Consider the following 18,537-nt stretch of genomic DNA (forward strand, 5'->3'; position numbering starts at 1 on the left):
ATGACGATCAGACGGGCACGCCCTGACGAAGCTGAAGTGATTTGGCAGATTCGTAATCAGGCTATTCGCCACGGTTGCAAAGGCGTTTATGAGGACAAGGTTATCGCCGCCTGGACACCGGATAAAATGCCGGATAGCCAGCGTACGATGATTACCAACAACCCGTTTTATGTTGCAACCACGGCAAATGATCAGCCGGTTGCCACGGGTTTTCTCGATGTAACTCATGCCAGCGTGGAGGCCATTTTCACGTTGCCGGAGTGGGAAGGAAAGGGACTGGCGACGCAGATAATAGAGGCGATTAAGCAGGAAGCCACAAAGCGAGGTTTGGTACGCCTCACGTTGGCATCAACACCTAATGCCTGTACGTTTTACCAAAAGCTGGGGTTTGTCATATTACGGGAAAGTCTTTACCCCTCTGCGCTGGCGCGCGCGGATTTGCGCTGTATTGAAATGGAATATAATTTCGCCGTTGATAAATAAAGAGCGCTTATTCACTGAATGGATTAATGAAAAGAAAATTCCTATTAAAATAAACAAGTTACTTAACACTTAATCATAAAACATCCTCCTATAATATTAACGCTGCGCTATCGCGTGGCTTTATTTTATTCTTCAACACAGAAAGGGACTTTTTATGAAAATCCGCGCATTACTTTCCATTTTATTATTTGGTTTATCAATGAATGTCTTCGCCGCCAGCCAAACTGAATGTGAGGTGAATGGCGAAATGGACTGGAATTGCATGTGCCAGATCCTGTGCCAGGCGGGCGAGGGCGGCGCAGCCTGTAATTGCGATGGCGTGCCATAAGCTGATATCGCAAAGGGGATATTAATTTTAATATCCCCTTTATTTCTTCACCGCCGATTCCTCTGAAACCCATTTCCCCGCCCAATAGATCCACGCGTTTAATCTCTTCGCATGCTACTCTTCACGTCTGAAATCCAACAGGGAGAGCCGTGATGTCGGCGATTAAAACGCTTGCCACAACCGAAGTGTACCGCAACAAATGGATGCGTCTGCGCGAAGACAAAATCCTGCGGGCAGATGGTAACGAAGGTATTTACTCCGTTGTTGAGAAAGCCGATTTTGTCGTGATTATCGCCCGCGAAGGTGACAGCCTGTATGTGGTTGAGCAGTTCCGCTATCCACTGGGCAAGCACACCGTTGAGCTGCCGCAAGGCGCATGGGAATGCGCGCCGCAGGCGGATCCTCTGCGTGTGGCAGCCGGTGAACTGCGCGAGGAAACCGGGCTGGTGGCGGGAAAGATACGCCATGTTGGGTATCAGAAACTGGCACAGGGCTACTCCAGCCAGGGTTACCATATTTTCCTCGCTGAAGCGTTGGAACATCAGCAGCAGGAACTGGATCCTGAAGAGTTTGGTCTGACGACGCGCAAAATTACCCTGAAAGAATTTGAGTCGTTGATTTGTGAAGGAGAGATCAGCGATGCCACGTCAGTCACCGCGTATTTACTGGCAAAGCTCAAAGGCATGCTGGAATAGCGCAGTTATTTTGCTTCACGCCAGAGCGGTTCGTGTCCATTCCTGGATCTAAGCGAGACAAACATGAGCAACAGTGCCGCACAACATATTCTTTCGATCTATCAACGCCACGCTCAAACCTTTGCTGAGCAGCGCTCGCAGTCGTTGTTTGAACAACGCTGGCTGGAAAAATTCACCAGCCTGCTTCCTGATGCTGGCAGCATTGTCGATGTCGGGTGCGGTAACGGGCAGCCGATTGCGGGCTGGTTTATCCACCAGGGCTTTCAACTCACCGGCGTTGATGGCGCAAGCGCAATGCTGGAGCGTGCGCGTCAGCAGTTTCCCGCTCAACGCTGGATCCAGCAGGATATGCGCAAGCTGTCGCTCGGCGAAACCTTCGATGGGCTTCTGGCCTGGGACAGCTTTTTTCATCTGACCCATGAAGATCAACGCAGCATGTTCGATCGCTTTGCCGAACACAGCCATGTGGGCAGCGCGTTAATGTTCACCAGCGGAACCGACCACGGGATCGCAATGGGGCAGTTTGCCGGCGAACCGTTGTTTCATGCCAGCCTCGCTCCCGACGAGTATCGTGCGTTATTAGCAAATCACGGTTTCGGGGTTATCGACATGATTCAGGAAGATCCGCACTGCGCCGGGCATACTGTCTGGCTGGCACAGCGCGCTCGCTAAAGCGGCGGTGCAGATATCTGCCGGATGCGGCTCAGGCTAAAGAGGATCGCAAGAAGCGTCGCGCCAGCGGCCAGCCCTAAGCCAAGCCGGACAGCAAAAGCCTCCTGTTCCACATTGCCGGAAGGTGCATAGAGCGCAAGTATCCCGCCAAGCAGCGCCGCGCCAAGACACTGGCCGAACGTGCGCATAATCGCCAGTACGCCGGACGCATAACCGCTATGCTCCCTTGAGGCGTTCGCCATCATCTCTTTATTGTTCGGGCTCTGGAAACAACCGAAGCCAATACCGCAGATCAGGCTGCGCAGGCTGATGTCCCACACCGGCGGATCATGCGGTAATCGCGCCAGCAACATTAATCCCACCGCAAAAAGACACAGACCGACGGTGGCAATTAAGGAAGGTGCATAGCGGTCAGCAAACCGCCCGGCATGGGGCGCAACCAGCATGATACCCACAGGCCAGGCGGTGAATAGCAGCGCCGAGGTCAATGCGCTGTAACCATATACGCTCTGAAACAAGAACGGCAGGGCGACAAACGTCATCCCCTGGCTGACAAAAGAGGCCAGCGATGTCAGTGCCGCCAGCGAAAAACGCGGCGAGGCAAAAAGCGTCAGCGGCATCAGCGGCTGCAATGCCTGGCGCTGACGCAAAACAAACAATGCCCCTGCAGCCCCCCCAACAAGCCCGTAACTCAAGGCAGTTAGCCCTGATCTGGCGCTCGATGCCATTACTACCGAGCCCAGCATAAGAGCCGAAAGCAGCGCACCTGGCGTATCAAATGCCCCGCGCAGCGCAGATGTTGCAGCCGGTATCACCCGTAATGTGAAGCGCAGGGCAAGGATGCCAAGCGGGAGGTTAATGGCGAAAAGCCATTGCCAGCTTAACGTTGCCAGCAGGGTGCCGCCCAGCACCGGCGCGATAGCGGTACTCGAAGCGATTAGCAGCGCGTTCATTCCGAGGATTCGCCCCAGCAACCGATTGGGAAAGACCGAGCGTAAAATCGCCGGTGCAATGCTGAGTGTTGCCGCCCCGCCAATCCCTTGCAGAATACGCATTGCGACCAGTGTTTCCAGCGATTGCGACAGCGCGCAGCCCAGCGACGCCAGCGTGAAGAGGCTCAACCCGGCAGCGAATAATCGGCGAAAGCCAATATGCGCAGCTAATGCGGCGAAGATCGCCAGTGTCATAGCGGCGGAGAGCAGATAGCCATTCGCCACCCAAACAGCTTCTGCGGCGGTGACATCTAATGCCCGCGCAATTTGTGGCAAGGCGATATTCACCATCGAGCCATCAAACACCGCCATTGTGGTACTGGTCATCACCGCAATCATGGCCAGCAACCGCTCGCGCCCAGGCAATCCTTCATCGCCGGGTTTATCCAAAAATAGTGTCATAAATAACCTCTGCTGATTTTGTGCTTGCGGTAACTATAATTTCGCGGGATATATGGCGGAAGGCGCAGCATTTGCATTAATACATTGCAGTAAACGCCATATCTGATCCTTCTGTTACGGATGCAAACCGATGAATGAACCCGATCTGAATTTGTTAGTTGCACTGGATGTGCTGATTGCCGAGCGCAGTGTGGCGGCAGCAGCGCGGCGGCTTGGTTTGAGTGCCTCGGCGATGAGCCGAACACTTAGCCGTCTGCGGGAAACCACTGGCGACCCGTTATTAGTGCGCGCCGGGCGCAATATGGTGCTGACGCCTTATGCAGAAACGCTTCGGGCGCGTACGCAGAACGCTGTTTTCGAGGCGCGGGCGTTGCTGCGACCCGCGCAGCCCGAGCTCAATATTGCCTCGCTGGAGCAGATATTTACCCTGCGTGCCAACGATGGTTTTGTTGAAGCATTCGGCCCAATGCTGATTGCAGAAATGGCGGCTGTTGCGCCAGGCGTAATGTTGCGGTTTACGCCAAAGCCGGAGAAAGGCTCCAGTGCTTTGCGGGAAGGACGGGTCGATCTGGAAATTGGCGTACTGAGCGAAATGGGGCCAGAAATTCGCGTACAGGCACTGTTCCGGGATCGCTTTGTGGGCGTCGTCAGAGATACGCATCCGCTGGCGCAACGTAATGAGGTGACGATCAACGAGTATGTCGCCTGGGGCCATGTCGTGGCATCACGTCGTGGGTTAACAAGCGGCCCGGTTGATGAAGGGCTGGCAGAGCAGGGCGTGCGCAGGAAAATCGCCGCCGTGGTACCGGGTTTCCCTGCGGCGTTAGCCGTGGCGCGTGCGTCCGATCTTATCGCACTTATCCCGGCCTCATTTCTTCTCAACCCTGCGGCCAGGCAGGGAGTGGCAATGTTTGAGCTGCCGGTAAAAACGCGTGCCATTACCGTATCTCAATTGTGGCATCCGCGTTCAGAAGTCGATCCCGCGCATCGCTGGTTGCGCCAGTTTATGCTGGGAGTGTGTCGGCGTTTAATACCGGATGAGAAGGGGAAGTAAACATTTCCCCCGGCGGATGTTATTAACGTTTGAGCATTTGCGCTTGTCGAGCCTCTATTTTTAACTGTTTTCGCCAGACCCGATTATGTAACGACAGCGCGATTGACCGATAAAACAGAGAGGAATTTATCCATTTAACATTCAGCAAAAAGAAGATTAACCCGAGGAGTGATGTTATCTGCGGGGTATAATTATCCACCGAGCCGAATAAAAGTGAGAAAAAGGCGGAGATAAAATAAAAAATAGCTATTGCACCCGTCAGCATAATGAAAAACAGGTGCGATTTCAGCCCCGACAGAGAACCTCGAGCGGTAAGCAACATTGTGGTCATAATCAGTACACAATAAACAGCAGCCGCAAAGAAAACGCCGACCAGCACTTTATATTCAGGTATGGATAACCAGTTAAAAATAATCATCCACAGAGATACTTGCGGCATGGCGTAGCAGAAAACAGCAAGTATCATACTGATACCTAAAGGAATACCAGTCATATGCATACCGACAGGCACGCCAAACCGAGTTTTTAGCCGATCCTTTAGCAACTCAAGTTGTTGTGGATCGTTAGTCGCTATTTTCTTTGCGATAATATTACTTAACGCAAGGCTTTTTCTTATATATTTCATCATTGCCGGGTCAATGACTTCCTGTAAATGAGAATGACTGAATTAAACCAAAAATATATTTACCGGATTGCGTTATATTCTGCGGGTTTCGAATGGTGCCTGAAATCGCACTGCCGATAAATGCAAAAAAAATCGGGGAGGTCGTTTGAAAGCTGTCCAGGGAATGTCATTCAATCTCTCCATGTGCGAATGTTCTTATGTCGTTGAGAATTTAAGAGTAAAGGGCACAACTTTGTAATCAATTAAGAATAATCTGAATAAAATTTGTACGTAGCGATACATTCAAAAATGTGTGATGTAAACAGGCCGGAAGGAAGATGATGAACAAAGAAGATGAGTTACTGGCGATGCTAGTGAGATATGAACAGCAGCTTCATGACCCTGAAATTCGGTGCCAGCCCGAAGTTGTTGAGAGACTTTTACATCATGATTTTTTTGAGATTGGTCGATCAGGCAGACGATACAGCAGAGAACAAGTGATCGCTGCGCTGGCAAATGAGGCCGCTGAACCGATCGCGTCAGATGATTTTGCATTGTCGATGCACAACAATGGTTATGCGTTGTTGACGTATCGAAGTTTTATCCTTAACGGACAAGGACAGAATACGAAGCAAACATTGCGGACATCGTTGTGGGTGGCGTGTAAAACAACACCAAGCCGATGGCAGATGCATTTTCATCAGGGAACGCCCATGGCGGAATGAATGGTGTATAAGCACGAAGGCAAGAAAATCATCGATAAATGACCGGGGGCAATCATGATGGCAATCCGCTGGATTCTATCCAATGTCATGTTAGTTCGCATAATGTATATTATGTTAAATGAAGTATGAACTAATGACCCATGACCAACCCAGCCGGGCTGAGCTATCTATCCAGCGCACAGCCTCTTCTGCATCGTACTTCCGATCCATAACCTTCTCCGTTCATAGGCTGTTCTTGCCCGACACGCAGTCATAAACCGTACCGGTAATATTCACCTGTGTTTGCGCATCAACCGCAAGCTCAACATCGGCACGCTGGTCGGTAACATCCGAGACGCGAATACAGACAATAAAAAAGCCGACAACATCGCTGCTGTCGGCTTTTTTTTATTTACGACGCAAATCAGGCGTTCTGTAACTGCTGACCACAGGCAACCACACTTGCCAGCAGAACTTTGACGTCCTCCAGGCAAACGGTCGGGTTCAGCAACGTCAGTTTCAGGCAGGTCACCCCGTCCGCTTCCGTTACACCAACGTTCGCGCTCCCGGAGGCCAACAGCGCATCACCGATACGCTGGTTCAGCAACGCAACACTTGCCGTATCACCCTTTTCCGGGCGGAAACGGAACAATACGCTGGCCAGTTGCGGCTGCATCACCAGTTCCAGCTGCGGCTGCTCGCCAACAAATTGCGCCACCTGTTGCGCCAGCGTGACGCCGTTGTCAATAATTTCGGCGTACTGCTTTTTACCCAGCGCTTCAAGACCCATCCACAACTTCAGCGCATCGAAACGGCGCGTTGTCTGCAAGGATTTCGACACCAGGTTTGGTACGCCCTGCTCTTCGTCAAAGTCAGAGTTCAGGTAAGCCGCCTGGTAACGCATCAACTGATAATGGTGCGCATCTTTCAGCAGGAACGCGCCACAGCTGATGGTCTGGAAGAATTGCTTATGGAAATCCAGGGTCACGGAATCAGCCAGCTCAAGCCCATTGAGGAAATGGCGATACTTCTCAGAGAGCAGCAACGCGCCGCCCCAGGCCGCATCAACGTGAACCCAAATCTGCTGTTCAGCGGCCAGCGCGGCGATTTCCGCTAACGGATCAATCGCGCCCGCATCGGTGGTGCCGGCGGTAGCAACAATCGCCATTACCTGCTCACCGTTGGCTTTCGCTTCGCCAAGTTTCTGCGTCAGATCGTTCAGATCCATGCGCGAGAACGCATCCGTTTTCACCAGCGTCACGGACTGGTAACCCAGCCCCATCAGCGCCATGTTCTTCTGCACCGAAAAGTGTGCATTTTCAGAACATAACACTTTAATTTTGCTGAGATTACCGGTTAAGCCGTGCTGCTGAACGGAGTGGCCCTGGCGTGCAAAAAAGGCATCGCGCGCCAGCATCAAGCCCATCAGATTGCTCTGCGTGCCGCCGCTGGTAAACACACCTGCGTCACCGGCCGGATAACCCACCTGTGCGCGCAGCCATTCGATGAGTTTCATCTCGATGATGGTCGCCGACGGGCTCTGATCCCACGAATCCATGCTCTGGTTCGTGGCGTTAATCAGCACTTCCGCCGCCTGGCTAATCACCAGGCTCGGGCAGTGCAGATGCGCCACGCACTGCGGGTGATGCACGGACAAGCTGTCTTTAAGGAAATACTCAACAGCGCGCTCAATAGCGGCCTGGTTACCCAGGCCCTGAGAGGTGAACTCTAAATTGATGCGCTCACGTAATTCCGCGACGGTTTTGCCCTGATACATTTCAGGTTGCTTGAGCCACTGCACAACCGCTTGCGTGCTCTGCTCAATCGCTTCCTGATAGGCAGCAATACTCTGCGCGGAACCCGAAAGAATCGGATTTAAATCAGACATTCGCTCACTTACTCCGATTAAACAGGCTTCACGCCAGCACTCAGCAGCGCGTTTTCAAATTTATCGAGGAAAATTTCCAGCTCTGCATTGCTGATAAGCAGCGAAGGCAGCAGACGCAGTACGCAACCCCCACGGCCGCCGCGCTCCAGGATCAGACCCGATTCGAAGCATTTTTTCTGCAACAGTGCAGAAAGCTCGCCGTCTGCCGGGTAGCAACCCATGTGATCCTGAGCTTCGTACGGCTTAACGATCTCAATACCGATCATCAGGCCCAGGCCGCGAATATGGCCGATAACCGGGAAACGTTTTTGCATTTCAGCCAGCTTGCCTTTCAGCCATTCACCCTGCTCTGCCACTTTATCGGCGATGCGATCTTCTTTGAGGATCTTCAGCGTAGTGAGGCCTGTTGCCATCGCCAGTTGGTTACCACGGAAGGTACCGGTATGGTGGCCCGGCGCCCAGGCGTCGAACTGTTTTTTGATGCCCAGTACCGCCAGCGGCAAACCGCCACCGACCGCTTTGGACATCACAATGATATCCGGCTCGATACCGGCATGTTCGAAGGCGAACAGTTTGCCAGTACGGGCGAAACCAGCCTGCACTTCGTCCAGGATCAGCATAATGCCGTGTTCCTGGGTCACTTTACGGATGCGCTGCAGCCACTCGATTGGCGCCGGGTTCACGCCGCCTTCGCCCTGCACCGCTTCCAGAATCACGGCAGCCGGTTTACGTACGCCGCTTTCAACGTCGTTGATCAGGTTTTCGAAGTAGTAAGTCAGCGCTTTGACACCGGCTTCGCCACCGATGCCCAGCGGGCAACGATACTGGTGCGGGTAAGGCATAAACTGCACTTCCGGCATCATGCCGTTTACCGCTTCTTTCGGCGACAGGTTGCCCGTCACGGAAAGCGCGCCGTGCGTCATACCGTGATAACCGCCAGAGAAGCTGATAATCCCGGAACGACCGGTCACTTTTTTCGCCAGCTTCAGCGCCGCTTCCACGGCATCCGCGCCGGAAGGCCCGGTGAATTGCAGGCAATATTCTTTGCCCTGACCCGGCAGCAAAGAGAGCAGATATTCTGAAAACTCATCTTTTAACGGCGTGGTCAGGTCGAGCGTATGTAACGGTAAGCCACTGGTAATGACACTTTGGATGCTTTGAATCACATCAGGATGATTATGGCCCAGCGCCAGAGTACCGGCGCCTGCAAGGCAGTCAAGGTATTGATTATTCTCAACATCGGTGATCCAGACGCCCTGCGCTTTGGCAATCGCTAACGGCAATTTGCGCGGATAGCTTCTGACATTGGATTCAAATTCGGCCTGTCTTGCTAAAAAGGTCTCATTGCTTTGCGGGAATGAATTAGCACTCAAAGAATCAATACGGACTTTATCCGTCATCATATCTCTCCTACAACCTGGGTTGATTTAACACCGGGTTGAATAAGGGTTTAAGGGGGCTTGTAAAAAACGCGGCTAATATATGTGTTTTCAGCAGCGGACTCAATCTTTTATTTTGCCTGGCTGTTTATGTCATTTTCTTTAAAAATCAATGACAAAAATTATTTATGCGCGGGGATTGCTCAGCATGAATTGTAACCAATTCTGTTACAAGAATATTCCAGGCGGTATTGCGAACAACGCGATGATAAGACTCGATTTTTAATATTTATGCTCTTTTTATGTTATTAGAACGTTATTTAAGCCAAACTTCGCCAGCAACCACTGAATAAATCATGATATTTTCCATTGGTTTATGGCAAATACTGAGGAAAATATCGATTCAGCGAGTTAAATCACTTACTATGCCCGCGATAAAAATCCCTAAACCGAAAAAAGGAAGCATCTATTTAACCATTAATGCGCATCACACCCGGTAACTCGTGAGAGGCAATACAGGTTATCGACAACGGGAGCAGAATCCTGGGTTGTAAAAAGAAATGTTCGCGGGCGGACATTTCGTAAGGCGAAGCGTTCTTCCCTTATGCCGAGAATGAAAATTTTCATGCCATAAAATTATGGCGCCCTGATATGAGATTGTTATGACTCGCATTTATCCACACACCATCGTTGCCAAATTTGGCGGAACCAGTGTCGCCGATTTTGACGCGATGAGCCGCAGCGCCACCATTGTCCTTGCTGATAAAGATGTTCGTCTGGTTGTTTTGTCTGCCTCCGCAGGCGTCACCAACCTGTTAGTTGAACTCTCTGGCGGGCTGGAAAGCAGCGTTCGACAAGATAAGATCGACACCCTGCGCACCCTGCAATACAACATTATTTCACGCCTGAAACAGCCAGAAGCCATCGGCCAGGAGATCGACCGCCTGCTCGACAATATCAGCCACCTTGCGGCCATGGCCGTTGATTCCCGGTCAGACGCGCTGTGCGATGAACTGGTGAGCCACGGGGAGCTGATGTCCTCCCTGCTGTTTGTGGAGGTTCTGCGCGAACGCGACGTGGAAACGCAGTGGTTTGACGCACGCAAAGTGATCCGCACGAACGACACGTTCGGCTGCGCGGTACCCGTTATAAGCGAGATTGCAGAACGGGTGGAAAAGCATTTACGCCCGCGCATTACGCAGTCGCTGGTGATCACGCAAGGCTTTATTGGCAGCGACGCGGCGGGGCAAACCACCACGCTGGGCCGAGGCGGCAGTGATTACACCGCTTCATTGCTGGCGGAAGCGTTGCAGGCAGCGCGAGTGGATATCTGGACCGATGTCGCCGGGATTTATACTACCGATCCCCGAATCGTCCCCCAGGCGAAACGCATTGATACGCTCTCATTCTCTGAAGCCAGTGAAATGGCGACCTTTGGCGCGAAAGTTTTGCATCCGGCCACCCTGCTACCGGCGATGCGTAAAAATATTCCGGTCTTTGTCGGTTCAAGCACTCAGCCGCGCGCAGGCGGAACGCTGGTGTGCCGCGACACGCACGAACCGCCGCGTTACCGTGCGCTGGCCATTCGTCGCCAGCAAACGCTGTTGAAATTATCCAGCGTCAATGCGCAACCCGCTCACCGCTTTTTAGCCGAGATGTTCAACATTTTGTCGCGTCATGATGTAGCGATGGACCTGGTGACCACCTCGGAAGCCAGCATTGCACTTATCCTCAACTCCACCGGCTCGACGTCAGGTGAAGCGGACACGCTGACTACCGCGCTACTTACCGAACTGTCGTCGCACTGCCATGTCGAAATCGAAACCGGGCTGGCGCTAGTTTCGCTTATTGGTAATACGCTCTCGCAGGCACCGGCGGTGTGCAAAGAGGTGTTCGCCGAACTGGAAAACCATTCCGTGCGGATGATTTGCCACGGTGCCTCCAGCCATAATCTTTGCTTCCTGCTCCCTGCTGAATGCGCTGACAGCGCAGTCAAGACGTTACACCGTAACCTGTTAGAATAACGGCGGTTACCCCCCGGTGAGTGCTGGCAGCGTTTCTGCCAGCACATTAACCATGACTTCCTCCCTTTTCCCGTAATACCGCCGCGCTGAAATTCCGCCTTACTGGAGGACCGGAACAACCGTGATCCGCAGAAAGTCGCCCTTGCCTGTCTGGACGCTAACGTTCAGCGGCGCAAAGCCCGTGACGCTCAGCGGGCTTTCTTGTAACCTTCCGCAAAACTTTTCCCGAAAACCGGACTTCACATGGCCGCTCATATTTCAAAAGATCCTTTGCATGGCGTGACGCTTGAAATGCAGGTTAACGCGCTGGTCTCCCGCTACGGTTGGCAAGAACTCGGCAAACGCATCAATATCAATTGCTTTAAAAACGATCCAAGCGTTAAATCCAGTTTGAAATTTTTGCGACGCACGCCCTGGGCGCGCGCGGAAGTTGAGGCGCTGTATCTCGAATCACTGGAAGAGTGCGCCCCGGCCAAATCAGACGAACCTGCGTTTAACCCGTGGACAAGTGGTCGAACGCCTAAGAGCTAATTTTCAGATGTCATTAAAAACGTCAGGCGTGCTTATTGCCACTGCGCTTTTACTCGCCAGTTGCGCCTCTAAAGCGCCGAAATCTCTCGTCACGCCGTTGCCGCCGGTGGCGAAACACCCACTCGCAACGACGCCTGCAAAAAATACACAACCCGTGCGCGGTATCTGGCTGGCAACCGTGTCGCGTCTCGACTGGCCACCAGTAAATTCGGTGAACATGAGTGCCTCGTTACGCGTTAGCCAGCAGCAAGAGGCGCTGAGAAACAAGCTGGATAAGCTAAAAAGCCTCGGCATCAATACCGTCTTTTTCCAGGTCAAACCCGACGGCACCGCGCTATGGCCGTCAAAGATTTTACCCTGGTCAGATATGCTGACCGGCACCATTGGGCAGGATCCGGGTTACGATCCGCTGCAGTTTATTCTCGATGAAGCCCACAAGCGCGGCATGAAAGTGCACGCGTGGTTTAACCCCTACCGCGTTTCAGTTAATACCAAACCGTCGACCACAGCGGAGCTTAACCGCACCTTATCCCTGCATCCGGCCAGCATTTTTGTGCTGCATCGTGACTGGATCCGCACGGCGGGTGACCGTTTTGTGCTCGATCCCGGTATTCCGGAAGTGCGCGACTGGATAACCAGCATCGTTGCAGAGGTGGTGGCTCGCTATCCGGTCGATGGCGTGCAGTTTGACGACTACTTCTACTCTGAAACGCCTGGTTCTGCGCTGAATGACAGCCAGACTTACCGGCAATATGGCCAGGCGTTCAGTTCAAAAGCGGACTGGCGGCGCAACAATACGCAGCAGTTGATTGAGCAGGTTTCACGCACCATTCGCCAACTCAATCCCAATGTCGAATTCGGCGTGAGCCCGGCGGGAGTCTGGCGTAACCGCTCATTTGATGCCGCCGGTTCGGACACGCGTGGCGCGGCAGCGTATGACGAGTCGTTTGCCGACACGCGCCGCTGGGTACAACAAGGGTTACTGGATTACATTGCCCCGCAAATCTACTGGCCATTCGCGCGCGATGCGGCGCGTTACGATGTGCTGGTAAAATGGTGGGCGGATGTCGTGAAACCGACAAAAACACGTCTCTACATCGGCGTAGCGCTGTATAAGGTGGGGGAATATTCGAAGAATGAGCCCGACTGGACCGTCAACGGTGGTGTGCCCGAACTGAAAAAACAGCTCGATTTAAACGAATCGCTGCCGCAAATTAACGGCACGATTTTGTTCCGCGAAAGTTATCTGGAACAGCCGCAAACTCAGCAAGCGGTGAATTATTTGAAGAGCCGCTGGGGTGGTTAAGCAGGAATCAGCCAGGGCATGCGTCATGGCGCATGTCCTGCCATTGATAATGAATAAAAAAGGAATGGAGCTGTGAAATCAAAATTAGCGCATCTTGACAATATTGTTTTTTATACGCTTTGTGCTGCACCGCTACTGATTATTATCATTCTAGGCTTTAAACTGCTTGCTTTGGTTTATAACTATTCAAGCCCGGACTTTGGCTCATGGCCGGATTGGTTAAGCTGGATAACAAATCTGTTCATTGCTTTTGTTACGATTTTTGTTGCTAAAAATGCAAAGAGTTTCTTTAACGATAAAACCCATGCGGAAGGATTCAATCGTGCATCTATTCTGATGGATGATATTGATAATGCGTATAAAAAATACAATTCCCTTTCATTAAAAGTTCTTTTAGATGTACGTAGGTTTGATGTTTCCACACAAACTGACGATCCCCATCGGGTGCATTATCAAAAAGTAATTGATAGCGCAGAAAACTCTCTTGAGGAAATCACTGCGCTATATGCGGAAATAGCCAATATAAACACAAGCATGGATCTATTAAGCCGCTGGTCTCTGGCAAGCAATCAAGAAGAAACACTCAATTCGTTTATTAACACCCTTACCGAAAGTCTTGGGCTTATGTATGAAATTACGCACTATATTTCTTATATTAACTATCCAAATGACATCATTAGCACTCATGAATATAATAGATCGGATAGAACGCCATCCGCGCATTAAAGATGAGTTAGACATTCTTTATCGCCATTTTGCCACCACACCATTGAATAAGCTGTTTAGTATTTCGGAAAAAAGAGAGTAAAAGCGGGTGATTTCCGTCCGTCAGAACCTCAAGTATCGTCAGTCAGCGCGTCATAAACACTGCGCAGATAGAGCACCGCCTTGTGCTTACGGGATAACAGCGCCTGTATGCTGACGCCAGTCTCCTCCACCAGCACCTTGTAACTCAAGCCTTCAAGCTCGGTTTTTTCGAACACCTCGCGCTGGGCGGACGGAAGTTCCGCCAGCGCGCTTTCCAGTTCTTGCCATAACAGCTCGCGCAGATACGCCTCTTCCGGCGTTTGCGGCACGCCAAACAGCGTTTCGGCCAACTCATCTTCCGCAAAATCGCTTTCATCGTCACCACCGTTGAAAAAACCGGACAACGGCAGTTCACGTTTTTTACGCGCGCGATCCGTCATTTCATTACGCGCGGCGCGGAACAACCAGGCGGCAACATTCTCCACCGGTTGTTCCACATTCATCAGCTGATAAGTCACTTCCTGCAAAATGTCGTCGGCGTCATCACGCACTGCTGTGCGCCCACGAATAAAGGCTTTCAGGCGTGAGCGGCAGGCATTCAGCGCGTTAACCAGCAAAGACTCGCCGTCCATGGTTTCCACCGTGCTCACTCAGCGTCCGGTTTTTTTGCGCTGCTCTCATCAGGCTGATGACGATCATCCGCCCTTTCATCCCAACGACCACGCCAGCCGCAGCGATCGCGGCGACCAAACCCTTCGCGGCGCTGCTGGATAAAAGCTTCACGCTGCTCCGGCGTCATTTGCATCCAGCGTTCGTGCATACGCCGACGCGCCATACCAAACATTCCCCCGTGGAATCCCAGCCCGCCAAACAGAATGCGGCTCAGCACTAACAGCCCCAGCGCCTGCCAGAACCCAATGCTTTTTACGCCAAGAATGGCCGGTAACAGCGCGTTCCACAACGACATCACCAGCAGACCCAACGCGACGAATACCACCACACCTATGATCAACGGCTTCACCATGCGATGCCGACCAAAGCCGTGACGGTGTCCGTGTCTGTGCTCATGCATATCAAAATCTCTCATCTTTTTTCTACTCCATCAGGTTAGTGAATAATTGCTTGTGATGAAGTAGACGGATGAGCGGTAAAAATATTGCCAGGAAAATGCAAATAAATGCCATCAGGGCATAAATAAAAACTAACCAATTGAAATTAAATACTTAATTTATCTCAACCGCAACCCAATGGGGATTCTTGAGCTCATGCTTCTGAAATTATTCAGGTTAAGACGCGGCGCCGGAAGCGGGCGAGATACGGGTAAGCGCAGAAGATCCTCAACGCGAATACCAGCCGTTCGATAGCTCAGATAAGTACCTGACACGGCATGTCGACGGATATAATCCCGAAGCAACCCCAGGTAAGGTTTTTCCGGCTCAAACATATCCAAAACATCGTTCATTAACTCGGTAATTTGGTTTTGTTTGATTGCCCGTTTGTTGACATGTCTGGCAGATATTTGCGTTAACTCCTGAATCGGTAAGCGAAGATGAAAAAAGAGACGCTGTAACCGTACCAGCGTTGCTTTTCTTGCTTCGACCAGTGCCTTACGCTGCAAGGCATAGACATGTATTGAACAGATAGCTTTCATGTCACTGGCGTTTCTGGGGTGAATCAGCCCTTCGTCGTCGTATGTGAAGTAATCTTCCGGGTCTTCGATGCAGGGATTGATCAGCAGGCGTTGCGCTTCTTCGTTAGCAATTTGAACGGCACTGCAAGTATGGACACGCAAACGCGCATTTTCATCAGCTATCGGAAACTGTATATCCTTCCCAAGGTTTACCATTGCTGGTTGACCGGGAACCTCATGTTCTCGTCGGCGGTTACAATCCGGGCACGACACCAGTAAATTGAGCCACTCAGTCGCCAGCCAGTAATAGCCTGGACGAAGTATTGCTTCGCCATAAGTTTTTATTTCACTTTTCGGCCTGAAGTGTTCGATATCTTTTGGTGTGACGGCACCAAAGCAGCTTTCACAATAGGCGCACTTATTACCAAATATTTTCCCCAGTTCAGCAACCAGTTCTTTGTCTTTATAAACATTAAACTTAAATTTACTGTCAGTTATTTTCTCTTCATTGAGGTAGTGAGATGCATTAGTGTGAAAATCAATCGATTCATTATATTCCCGCACCGCTTGAGTAAGCCCAATGCTTCTACCACGAGTCATCGCTCTCACGTAAACCGGAATATTTGGCGTTGCCTGGCTACGATTTATTTTAATCATTTCTTTAGCAACCTTTTATTTAAAGCGTTTCGCCAGAGGTTGCTGACTGTATTAATAGCTTCCTGCTTCATGTCATGGATTTGCAAAAAGCCTTTCTGTTTATTGTCGGCAATAATATGATCGACTGCTTCAAACATCAGCTGTTCGCGCGGCGTCTCGCCAATATAGCGTCGCTCCTTCAACTCAGTCTTTAATTGCTCAAGCCGCTGAAATTGTTCTCGATCCTTTTCAGGTAAAGCGAGCAACGCATAATATTCATCGAAGATCGCCTCATTTTCCGGATCCTGCGTACTATTCAGGCCAAAAAATGCAGAGGTTAATAACTGTTCCACACGGAAATCCGCCGGGTTTGGCAAATCGCTCAGCAAGTTGATACTTTCACCATCACGCTGCATCACACACACCTCTCCAGCGCCCAGGCCACGTAAACAGAGCGGATCATGGGTGGTGCAAATAAATTGCATTTCTGGGAATGCCCGTTTTAACGCGCTTACAATGCGCATTTTCCACGTTGGATGCAGGTGACAATCCAGTTCATCCACCAGCACGATGCCTTCGGCGCTGCCAGGATCGCCCCAAAACTCCGTTGCTATCGCGAGGATATCCACACACAAGGCAATCACCGTCTTGTAACCATCGCTAAGCGCGGCCAGCGGTAAAGGTTTTTTGTCATCCATAACGACCATAATGGTGTTATTTCGCTTGACCAAAATGTCGTTGTTATCCAGGCCTAACAAATCTTTTAACGCGCGCGCGCTGAGATCAAAGATCTCTCGTTTCTGCTTTAACAGCCACTCCTCTGCGGAAATCAGTAACGAAAGCGGATCAAACAAATTATCGAAGCGCGCATAGCGCACTGGCCCTGCTTCACGAAAACGCAATTCCGACAATTTCGGCGCAGGTTTTAATAAACGCGTTGCGCCGTAGCCAAGAAGAACAAACTGGACATCTTTGGCCTCTTTTGCACCGGTCGCCGTGGCGCTGCCTTTTGCATAGTCGACCAATGCTGATTTATTTGCAGCACGTAAAAACACAGCCCGGTCACGATAAATATGCAAAAAATGAGGTTTAACAAAACCGCTCACCTGGATTTCAATAGTGGCTTTTTGCCGTCTAGACCTGATCCAGGTTTTAGGATCGATACCGTTTTCGTTCACCACTTTGGCGAAGTTGTCCGCGCCCCCCAAACAGAGCGCGATGGCTTGCAAAACCGAACTTTTACCCGCGCCATTTTCGCCCAACAGCATTTGCCAGTTACTGGCGACATTAAACGTTAACTCATCAATGCCTTTAAAATTAGTGATCGTCACTTTTTGTATTTTTCGGCTTTGCGACCGCGAAATAGCAATCCCCCGACTGTTAAGTAAGGAGAAATCAGATTGTTTTAACTCAAAATCCCTGAGTTTTTCCCATATACCGCTCACGCTTTTCTTTGTAACTGGCAGGGTTGATTTCAACCAATGGAAAGCATCGTATCCAGTATCGCGTACGATCTTTTTAAGCTCTGCCGAAATGAACTGGCGTTTTATCGCTGCATACTCAGCATTATCAGCGGTCAACTCTTGCAGATGACGAAGTATAAACATCCGCTGCTCTTCTGAGCCGACGCTGGAGGCAGTAGCAAGCAAATTCAGGACACTACGAACCATAGCCAGCGCACTTCTTCGCGCCTCGACCAATGCCGGGCGATTAAGCCCGATAATGGTGATCGTCATCTGCCCCTCTGGCGTCTCACTGAGGATGTTTCCTTCCCAGTCATAGACAAAATGCCGGGCAGGATCATCAGAAGTCGGATCCAACAATAACGGCTTTTCGCGTTCTTCCCATCCAGGCTCAAAGGCGCGCTGTGCTTCATCTTCAAGAGGAAAGCGGCTCGACTTTCCCGCTATGACACCGTTATATTGATGCGGCCGATTACATGCGGGGCAACTTAACAGCAAATTTTCCCACTGGCTTGCCAGCCACCAGTATCCTGGGTGTTTACGGCTTTCTGCGACAGCGCCCTTAGGTCTGTAATGGCAAATATCCCCGGACGCCGTTGAATTTATCCGTGATTCACACCACGCACACTTACCCTGAAAGAGATCATACAGCGCACTTTTAACCTCTTTGCTTCTGAAAACCTTAAATTCAAAGCGACTCTGCAAATGATGCGCCTGCTTATAAAACACCGCCGCTTTCTCTTTTTCCGCCTCTGCCGCACCACCAGGCAGTAACACGGATGGAATGGCGACACGCCCCCTGTCTACGAATAACATCGCTATTTCCCTTTAAATATATTTGCGCAGGCACGCTACCCCCCGCAAAACAGACAGATTGCGAGAGAAAGCATTCACCAAATGGATAAATGATTTTGCCAAACCAACAAGGGAAATCAAGGCATATCAGGGAAATGAGCCGTTTCGGTGAGAAACAGGAGCGCCGAAGCACTCCTGCAGAAA

General features: G+C 51.0%; 18 protein-coding genes. 10 read left to right on the forward strand and 8 right to left on the reverse strand.

Annotation, left to right across the window (positions count from 1 at the left end):
* The 4 genes from C813_RS34780 (at position 1) to C813_RS34790 (ending at position 2,178) form a co-directional block, all read left to right on the forward strand.
* Positions 1 to 483, forward strand: coding sequence for a GNAT family N-acetyltransferase (locus C813_RS34780; RefSeq protein WP_017456787.1), 483 nt, complete (start codon positions 1 to 3; stop codon positions 481 to 483).
* A 154-nt stretch (positions 484 to 637) separates the two neighbouring features.
* Positions 638 to 811, forward strand: coding sequence for a hypothetical protein (locus tag C813_RS47380; RefSeq protein WP_017456786.1), 174 nt, complete (start codon positions 638 to 640; stop codon positions 809 to 811).
* Positions 812 to 963: 152 nt separating this feature from the next.
* Complete coding sequence (locus tag C813_RS34785; protein ID WP_017456785.1) at positions 964 to 1,506, forward strand: NUDIX domain-containing protein; 543 nt, start codon at positions 964 to 966, stop codon at positions 1,504 to 1,506.
* A gap of 63 nt (positions 1,507 to 1,569) precedes the next feature.
* Entirely contained in the window at positions 1,570 to 2,178 is a 609-nt protein-coding gene (locus tag C813_RS34790; RefSeq protein WP_017456784.1) for a class I SAM-dependent DNA methyltransferase, read from the forward strand.
* Here C813_RS34790 and C813_RS34795 read toward each other — a convergent pair.
* Positions 2,175 to 3,572 carry an MFS transporter gene (locus C813_RS34795; RefSeq protein ID WP_017456783.1) on the reverse strand — a complete coding sequence of 466 codons (1,398 nt, stop codon included), beginning with the start codon at positions 3,570 to 3,572 and terminating at the stop codon, positions 2,175 to 2,177. The two genes, C813_RS34790 and C813_RS34795, sit on opposite strands and share 4 nt — an antisense overlap.
* Positions 3,573 to 3,702: 130 nt before the next feature.
* Between C813_RS34795 and C813_RS34800 the strand changes: the two genes are divergently transcribed.
* Entirely contained in the window at positions 3,703 to 4,626 is a 924-nt protein-coding gene (locus C813_RS34800; RefSeq protein ID WP_017456782.1) for a LysR family transcriptional regulator, read from the forward strand.
* 22 nt (positions 4,627 to 4,648) lie between these two features.
* On the opposite strand, the gene C813_RS34805 is transcribed toward C813_RS34800, so the two are convergent.
* Positions 4,649 to 5,254 carry a hypothetical protein gene (locus tag C813_RS34805; protein ID WP_017456781.1) on the reverse strand — a complete coding sequence of 202 codons (606 nt, stop codon included), beginning with the start codon at positions 5,252 to 5,254 and terminating at the stop codon, positions 4,649 to 4,651.
* Between the two features lie 314 nt (positions 5,255 to 5,568).
* Here C813_RS34805 and C813_RS34810 point away from each other — a divergent pair, with 314 nt between their 5' ends.
* A complete protein-coding gene (locus C813_RS34810) occupies positions 5,569 to 5,955 on the forward strand; it encodes a nuclear transport factor 2 family protein (RefSeq protein ID WP_017456780.1) in 387 nt (128 codons plus the stop codon).
* Positions 5,956 to 6,358: 403 nt separating this feature from the next.
* Here the strand turns inward: C813_RS34810 and C813_RS34815 are convergent, their stop codons facing one another.
* Together C813_RS34815 and C813_RS34820 are read right to left on the reverse strand one after the other, a co-directional pair.
* Positions 6,359 to 7,822: a pyridoxal phosphate-dependent decarboxylase family protein gene (locus C813_RS34815; RefSeq protein ID WP_017456779.1), complete on the reverse strand. Its 1,464-nt coding sequence runs from the start codon at positions 7,820 to 7,822 to the stop codon at positions 6,359 to 6,361.
* Positions 7,823 to 7,839: 17 nt separating this feature from the next.
* Positions 7,840 to 9,225, reverse strand: coding sequence for a diaminobutyrate--2-oxoglutarate transaminase (locus C813_RS34820; protein ID WP_017456778.1), 1,386 nt, complete (start codon positions 9,223 to 9,225; stop codon positions 7,840 to 7,842).
* 638 nt (positions 9,226 to 9,863) lie between these two features.
* Between C813_RS34820 and lysC the strand changes: the two genes are divergently transcribed.
* The 4 genes from lysC to C813_RS34840 all read left to right on the forward strand — a co-directional run bounded on the left by lysC (position 9,864) and on the right by C813_RS34840 (position 13,788).
* Positions 9,864 to 11,225, forward strand: coding sequence for a lysine-sensitive aspartokinase 3 (gene lysC / locus C813_RS34825; protein ID WP_017456777.1), 1,362 nt, complete (start codon positions 9,864 to 9,866; stop codon positions 11,223 to 11,225).
* A gap of 243 nt (positions 11,226 to 11,468) precedes the next feature.
* The gene (locus C813_RS34830; protein ID WP_017456776.1) at positions 11,469 to 11,756 is read left to right on the forward strand and encodes a VF530 family protein; all 288 of its coding nucleotides are present in this window, start codon (positions 11,469 to 11,471) and stop codon (positions 11,754 to 11,756) included.
* Between the two features lie 7 nt (positions 11,757 to 11,763).
* A complete protein-coding gene (locus C813_RS34835) occupies positions 11,764 to 13,062 on the forward strand; it encodes a glycoside hydrolase family 10 protein (protein ID WP_017456775.1) in 1,299 nt (432 codons plus the stop codon).
* A 72-nt stretch (positions 13,063 to 13,134) separates the two neighbouring features.
* Positions 13,135 to 13,788: a hypothetical protein gene (locus C813_RS34840; RefSeq protein WP_017456774.1), complete on the forward strand. Its 654-nt coding sequence runs from the start codon at positions 13,135 to 13,137 to the stop codon at positions 13,786 to 13,788.
* A gap of 110 nt (positions 13,789 to 13,898) precedes the next feature.
* Here the strand turns inward: C813_RS34840 and C813_RS34845 are convergent, their stop codons facing one another.
* The 4 genes from C813_RS34845 to C813_RS34860 form a co-directional block, all read right to left on the reverse strand.
* Positions 13,899 to 14,441, reverse strand: coding sequence for an RNA polymerase sigma factor (locus C813_RS34845; protein WP_040016532.1), 543 nt, complete (start codon positions 14,439 to 14,441; stop codon positions 13,899 to 13,901).
* A 14-nt stretch (positions 14,442 to 14,455) separates the two neighbouring features.
* Positions 14,456 to 14,896, reverse strand: a complete 441-nt coding sequence (locus C813_RS34850) for a hypothetical protein (RefSeq protein WP_017456772.1) — start codon at positions 14,894 to 14,896, stop codon at positions 14,456 to 14,458.
* Between the two features lie 141 nt (positions 14,897 to 15,037).
* A complete protein-coding gene (locus C813_RS34855; protein WP_017456771.1) occupies positions 15,038 to 16,096 on the reverse strand; it encodes an HNH endonuclease family protein in 1,059 nt (352 codons plus the stop codon).
* Positions 16,093 to 18,354: an AAA family ATPase gene (locus tag C813_RS34860; protein WP_017456770.1), complete on the reverse strand. Its 2,262-nt coding sequence runs from the start codon at positions 18,352 to 18,354 to the stop codon at positions 16,093 to 16,095. The genes C813_RS34855 and C813_RS34860 overlap by 4 nt, the downstream gene beginning before the upstream one ends.
* Positions 18,355 to 18,537: the final 183 nt, after the last annotated feature.

The sequence above is a fragment of the Kosakonia sacchari SP1 genome (assembly GCF_000300455.3).
Taxonomy (GTDB): Bacteria; Pseudomonadota; Gammaproteobacteria; order Enterobacterales; family Enterobacteriaceae; genus Kosakonia; species Kosakonia sacchari.

Bases quoted from the DNA above. Each gene is read 5' to 3' on its own strand.
- C813_RS34780 (WP_017456787.1), top strand. From the start codon at position 1: ATGACGATCAGACGGGCACGCCCTGACGAAGCTGAAGTGATTTGGCAG.
- C813_RS47380 (WP_017456786.1), top strand. From the start codon at position 638: ATGAAAATCCGCGCATTACTTTCCATTTTATTATTTGGTTTATCAATG.
- C813_RS34785 (WP_017456785.1), top strand. From the start codon at position 964: ATGTCGGCGATTAAAACGCTTGCCACAACCGAAGTGTACCGCAACAAA.
- C813_RS34790 (WP_017456784.1), top strand. From the start codon at position 1,570: ATGAGCAACAGTGCCGCACAACATATTCTTTCGATCTATCAACGCCAC.
- C813_RS34795 (WP_017456783.1), bottom strand. From the start codon at position 3,572: ATGACACTATTTTTGGATAAACCCGGCGATGAAGGATTGCCTGGGCGC.
- C813_RS34800 (WP_017456782.1), top strand. From the start codon at position 3,703: ATGAATGAACCCGATCTGAATTTGTTAGTTGCACTGGATGTGCTGATT.
- C813_RS34805 (WP_017456781.1), bottom strand. From the start codon at position 5,254: ATGATGAAATATATAAGAAAAAGCCTTGCGTTAAGTAATATTATCGCA.
- C813_RS34810 (WP_017456780.1), top strand. From the start codon at position 5,569: ATGATGAACAAAGAAGATGAGTTACTGGCGATGCTAGTGAGATATGAA.
- C813_RS34815 (WP_017456779.1), bottom strand. From the start codon at position 7,822: ATGTCTGATTTAAATCCGATTCTTTCGGGTTCCGCGCAGAGTATTGCT.
- C813_RS34820 (WP_017456778.1), bottom strand. From the start codon at position 9,225: ATGATGACGGATAAAGTCCGTATTGATTCTTTGAGTGCTAATTCATTC.
- lysC (WP_017456777.1), top strand. From the start codon at position 9,864: ATGACTCGCATTTATCCACACACCATCGTTGCCAAATTTGGCGGAACC.
- C813_RS34830 (WP_017456776.1), top strand. From the start codon at position 11,469: ATGGCCGCTCATATTTCAAAAGATCCTTTGCATGGCGTGACGCTTGAA.
- C813_RS34835 (WP_017456775.1), top strand. From the start codon at position 11,764: ATGTCATTAAAAACGTCAGGCGTGCTTATTGCCACTGCGCTTTTACTC.
- C813_RS34845 (WP_040016532.1), bottom strand. From the start codon at position 14,441: ATGGACGGCGAGTCTTTGCTGGTTAACGCGCTGAATGCCTGCCGCTCA.
- C813_RS34850 (WP_017456772.1), bottom strand. From the start codon at position 14,896: ATGAGAGATTTTGATATGCATGAGCACAGACACGGACACCGTCACGGC.
- C813_RS34855 (WP_017456771.1), bottom strand. From the start codon at position 16,096: ATGATTAAAATAAATCGTAGCCAGGCAACGCCAAATATTCCGGTTTAC.
- C813_RS34860 (WP_017456770.1), bottom strand. From the start codon at position 18,354: ATGTTATTCGTAGACAGGGGGCGTGTCGCCATTCCATCCGTGTTACTG.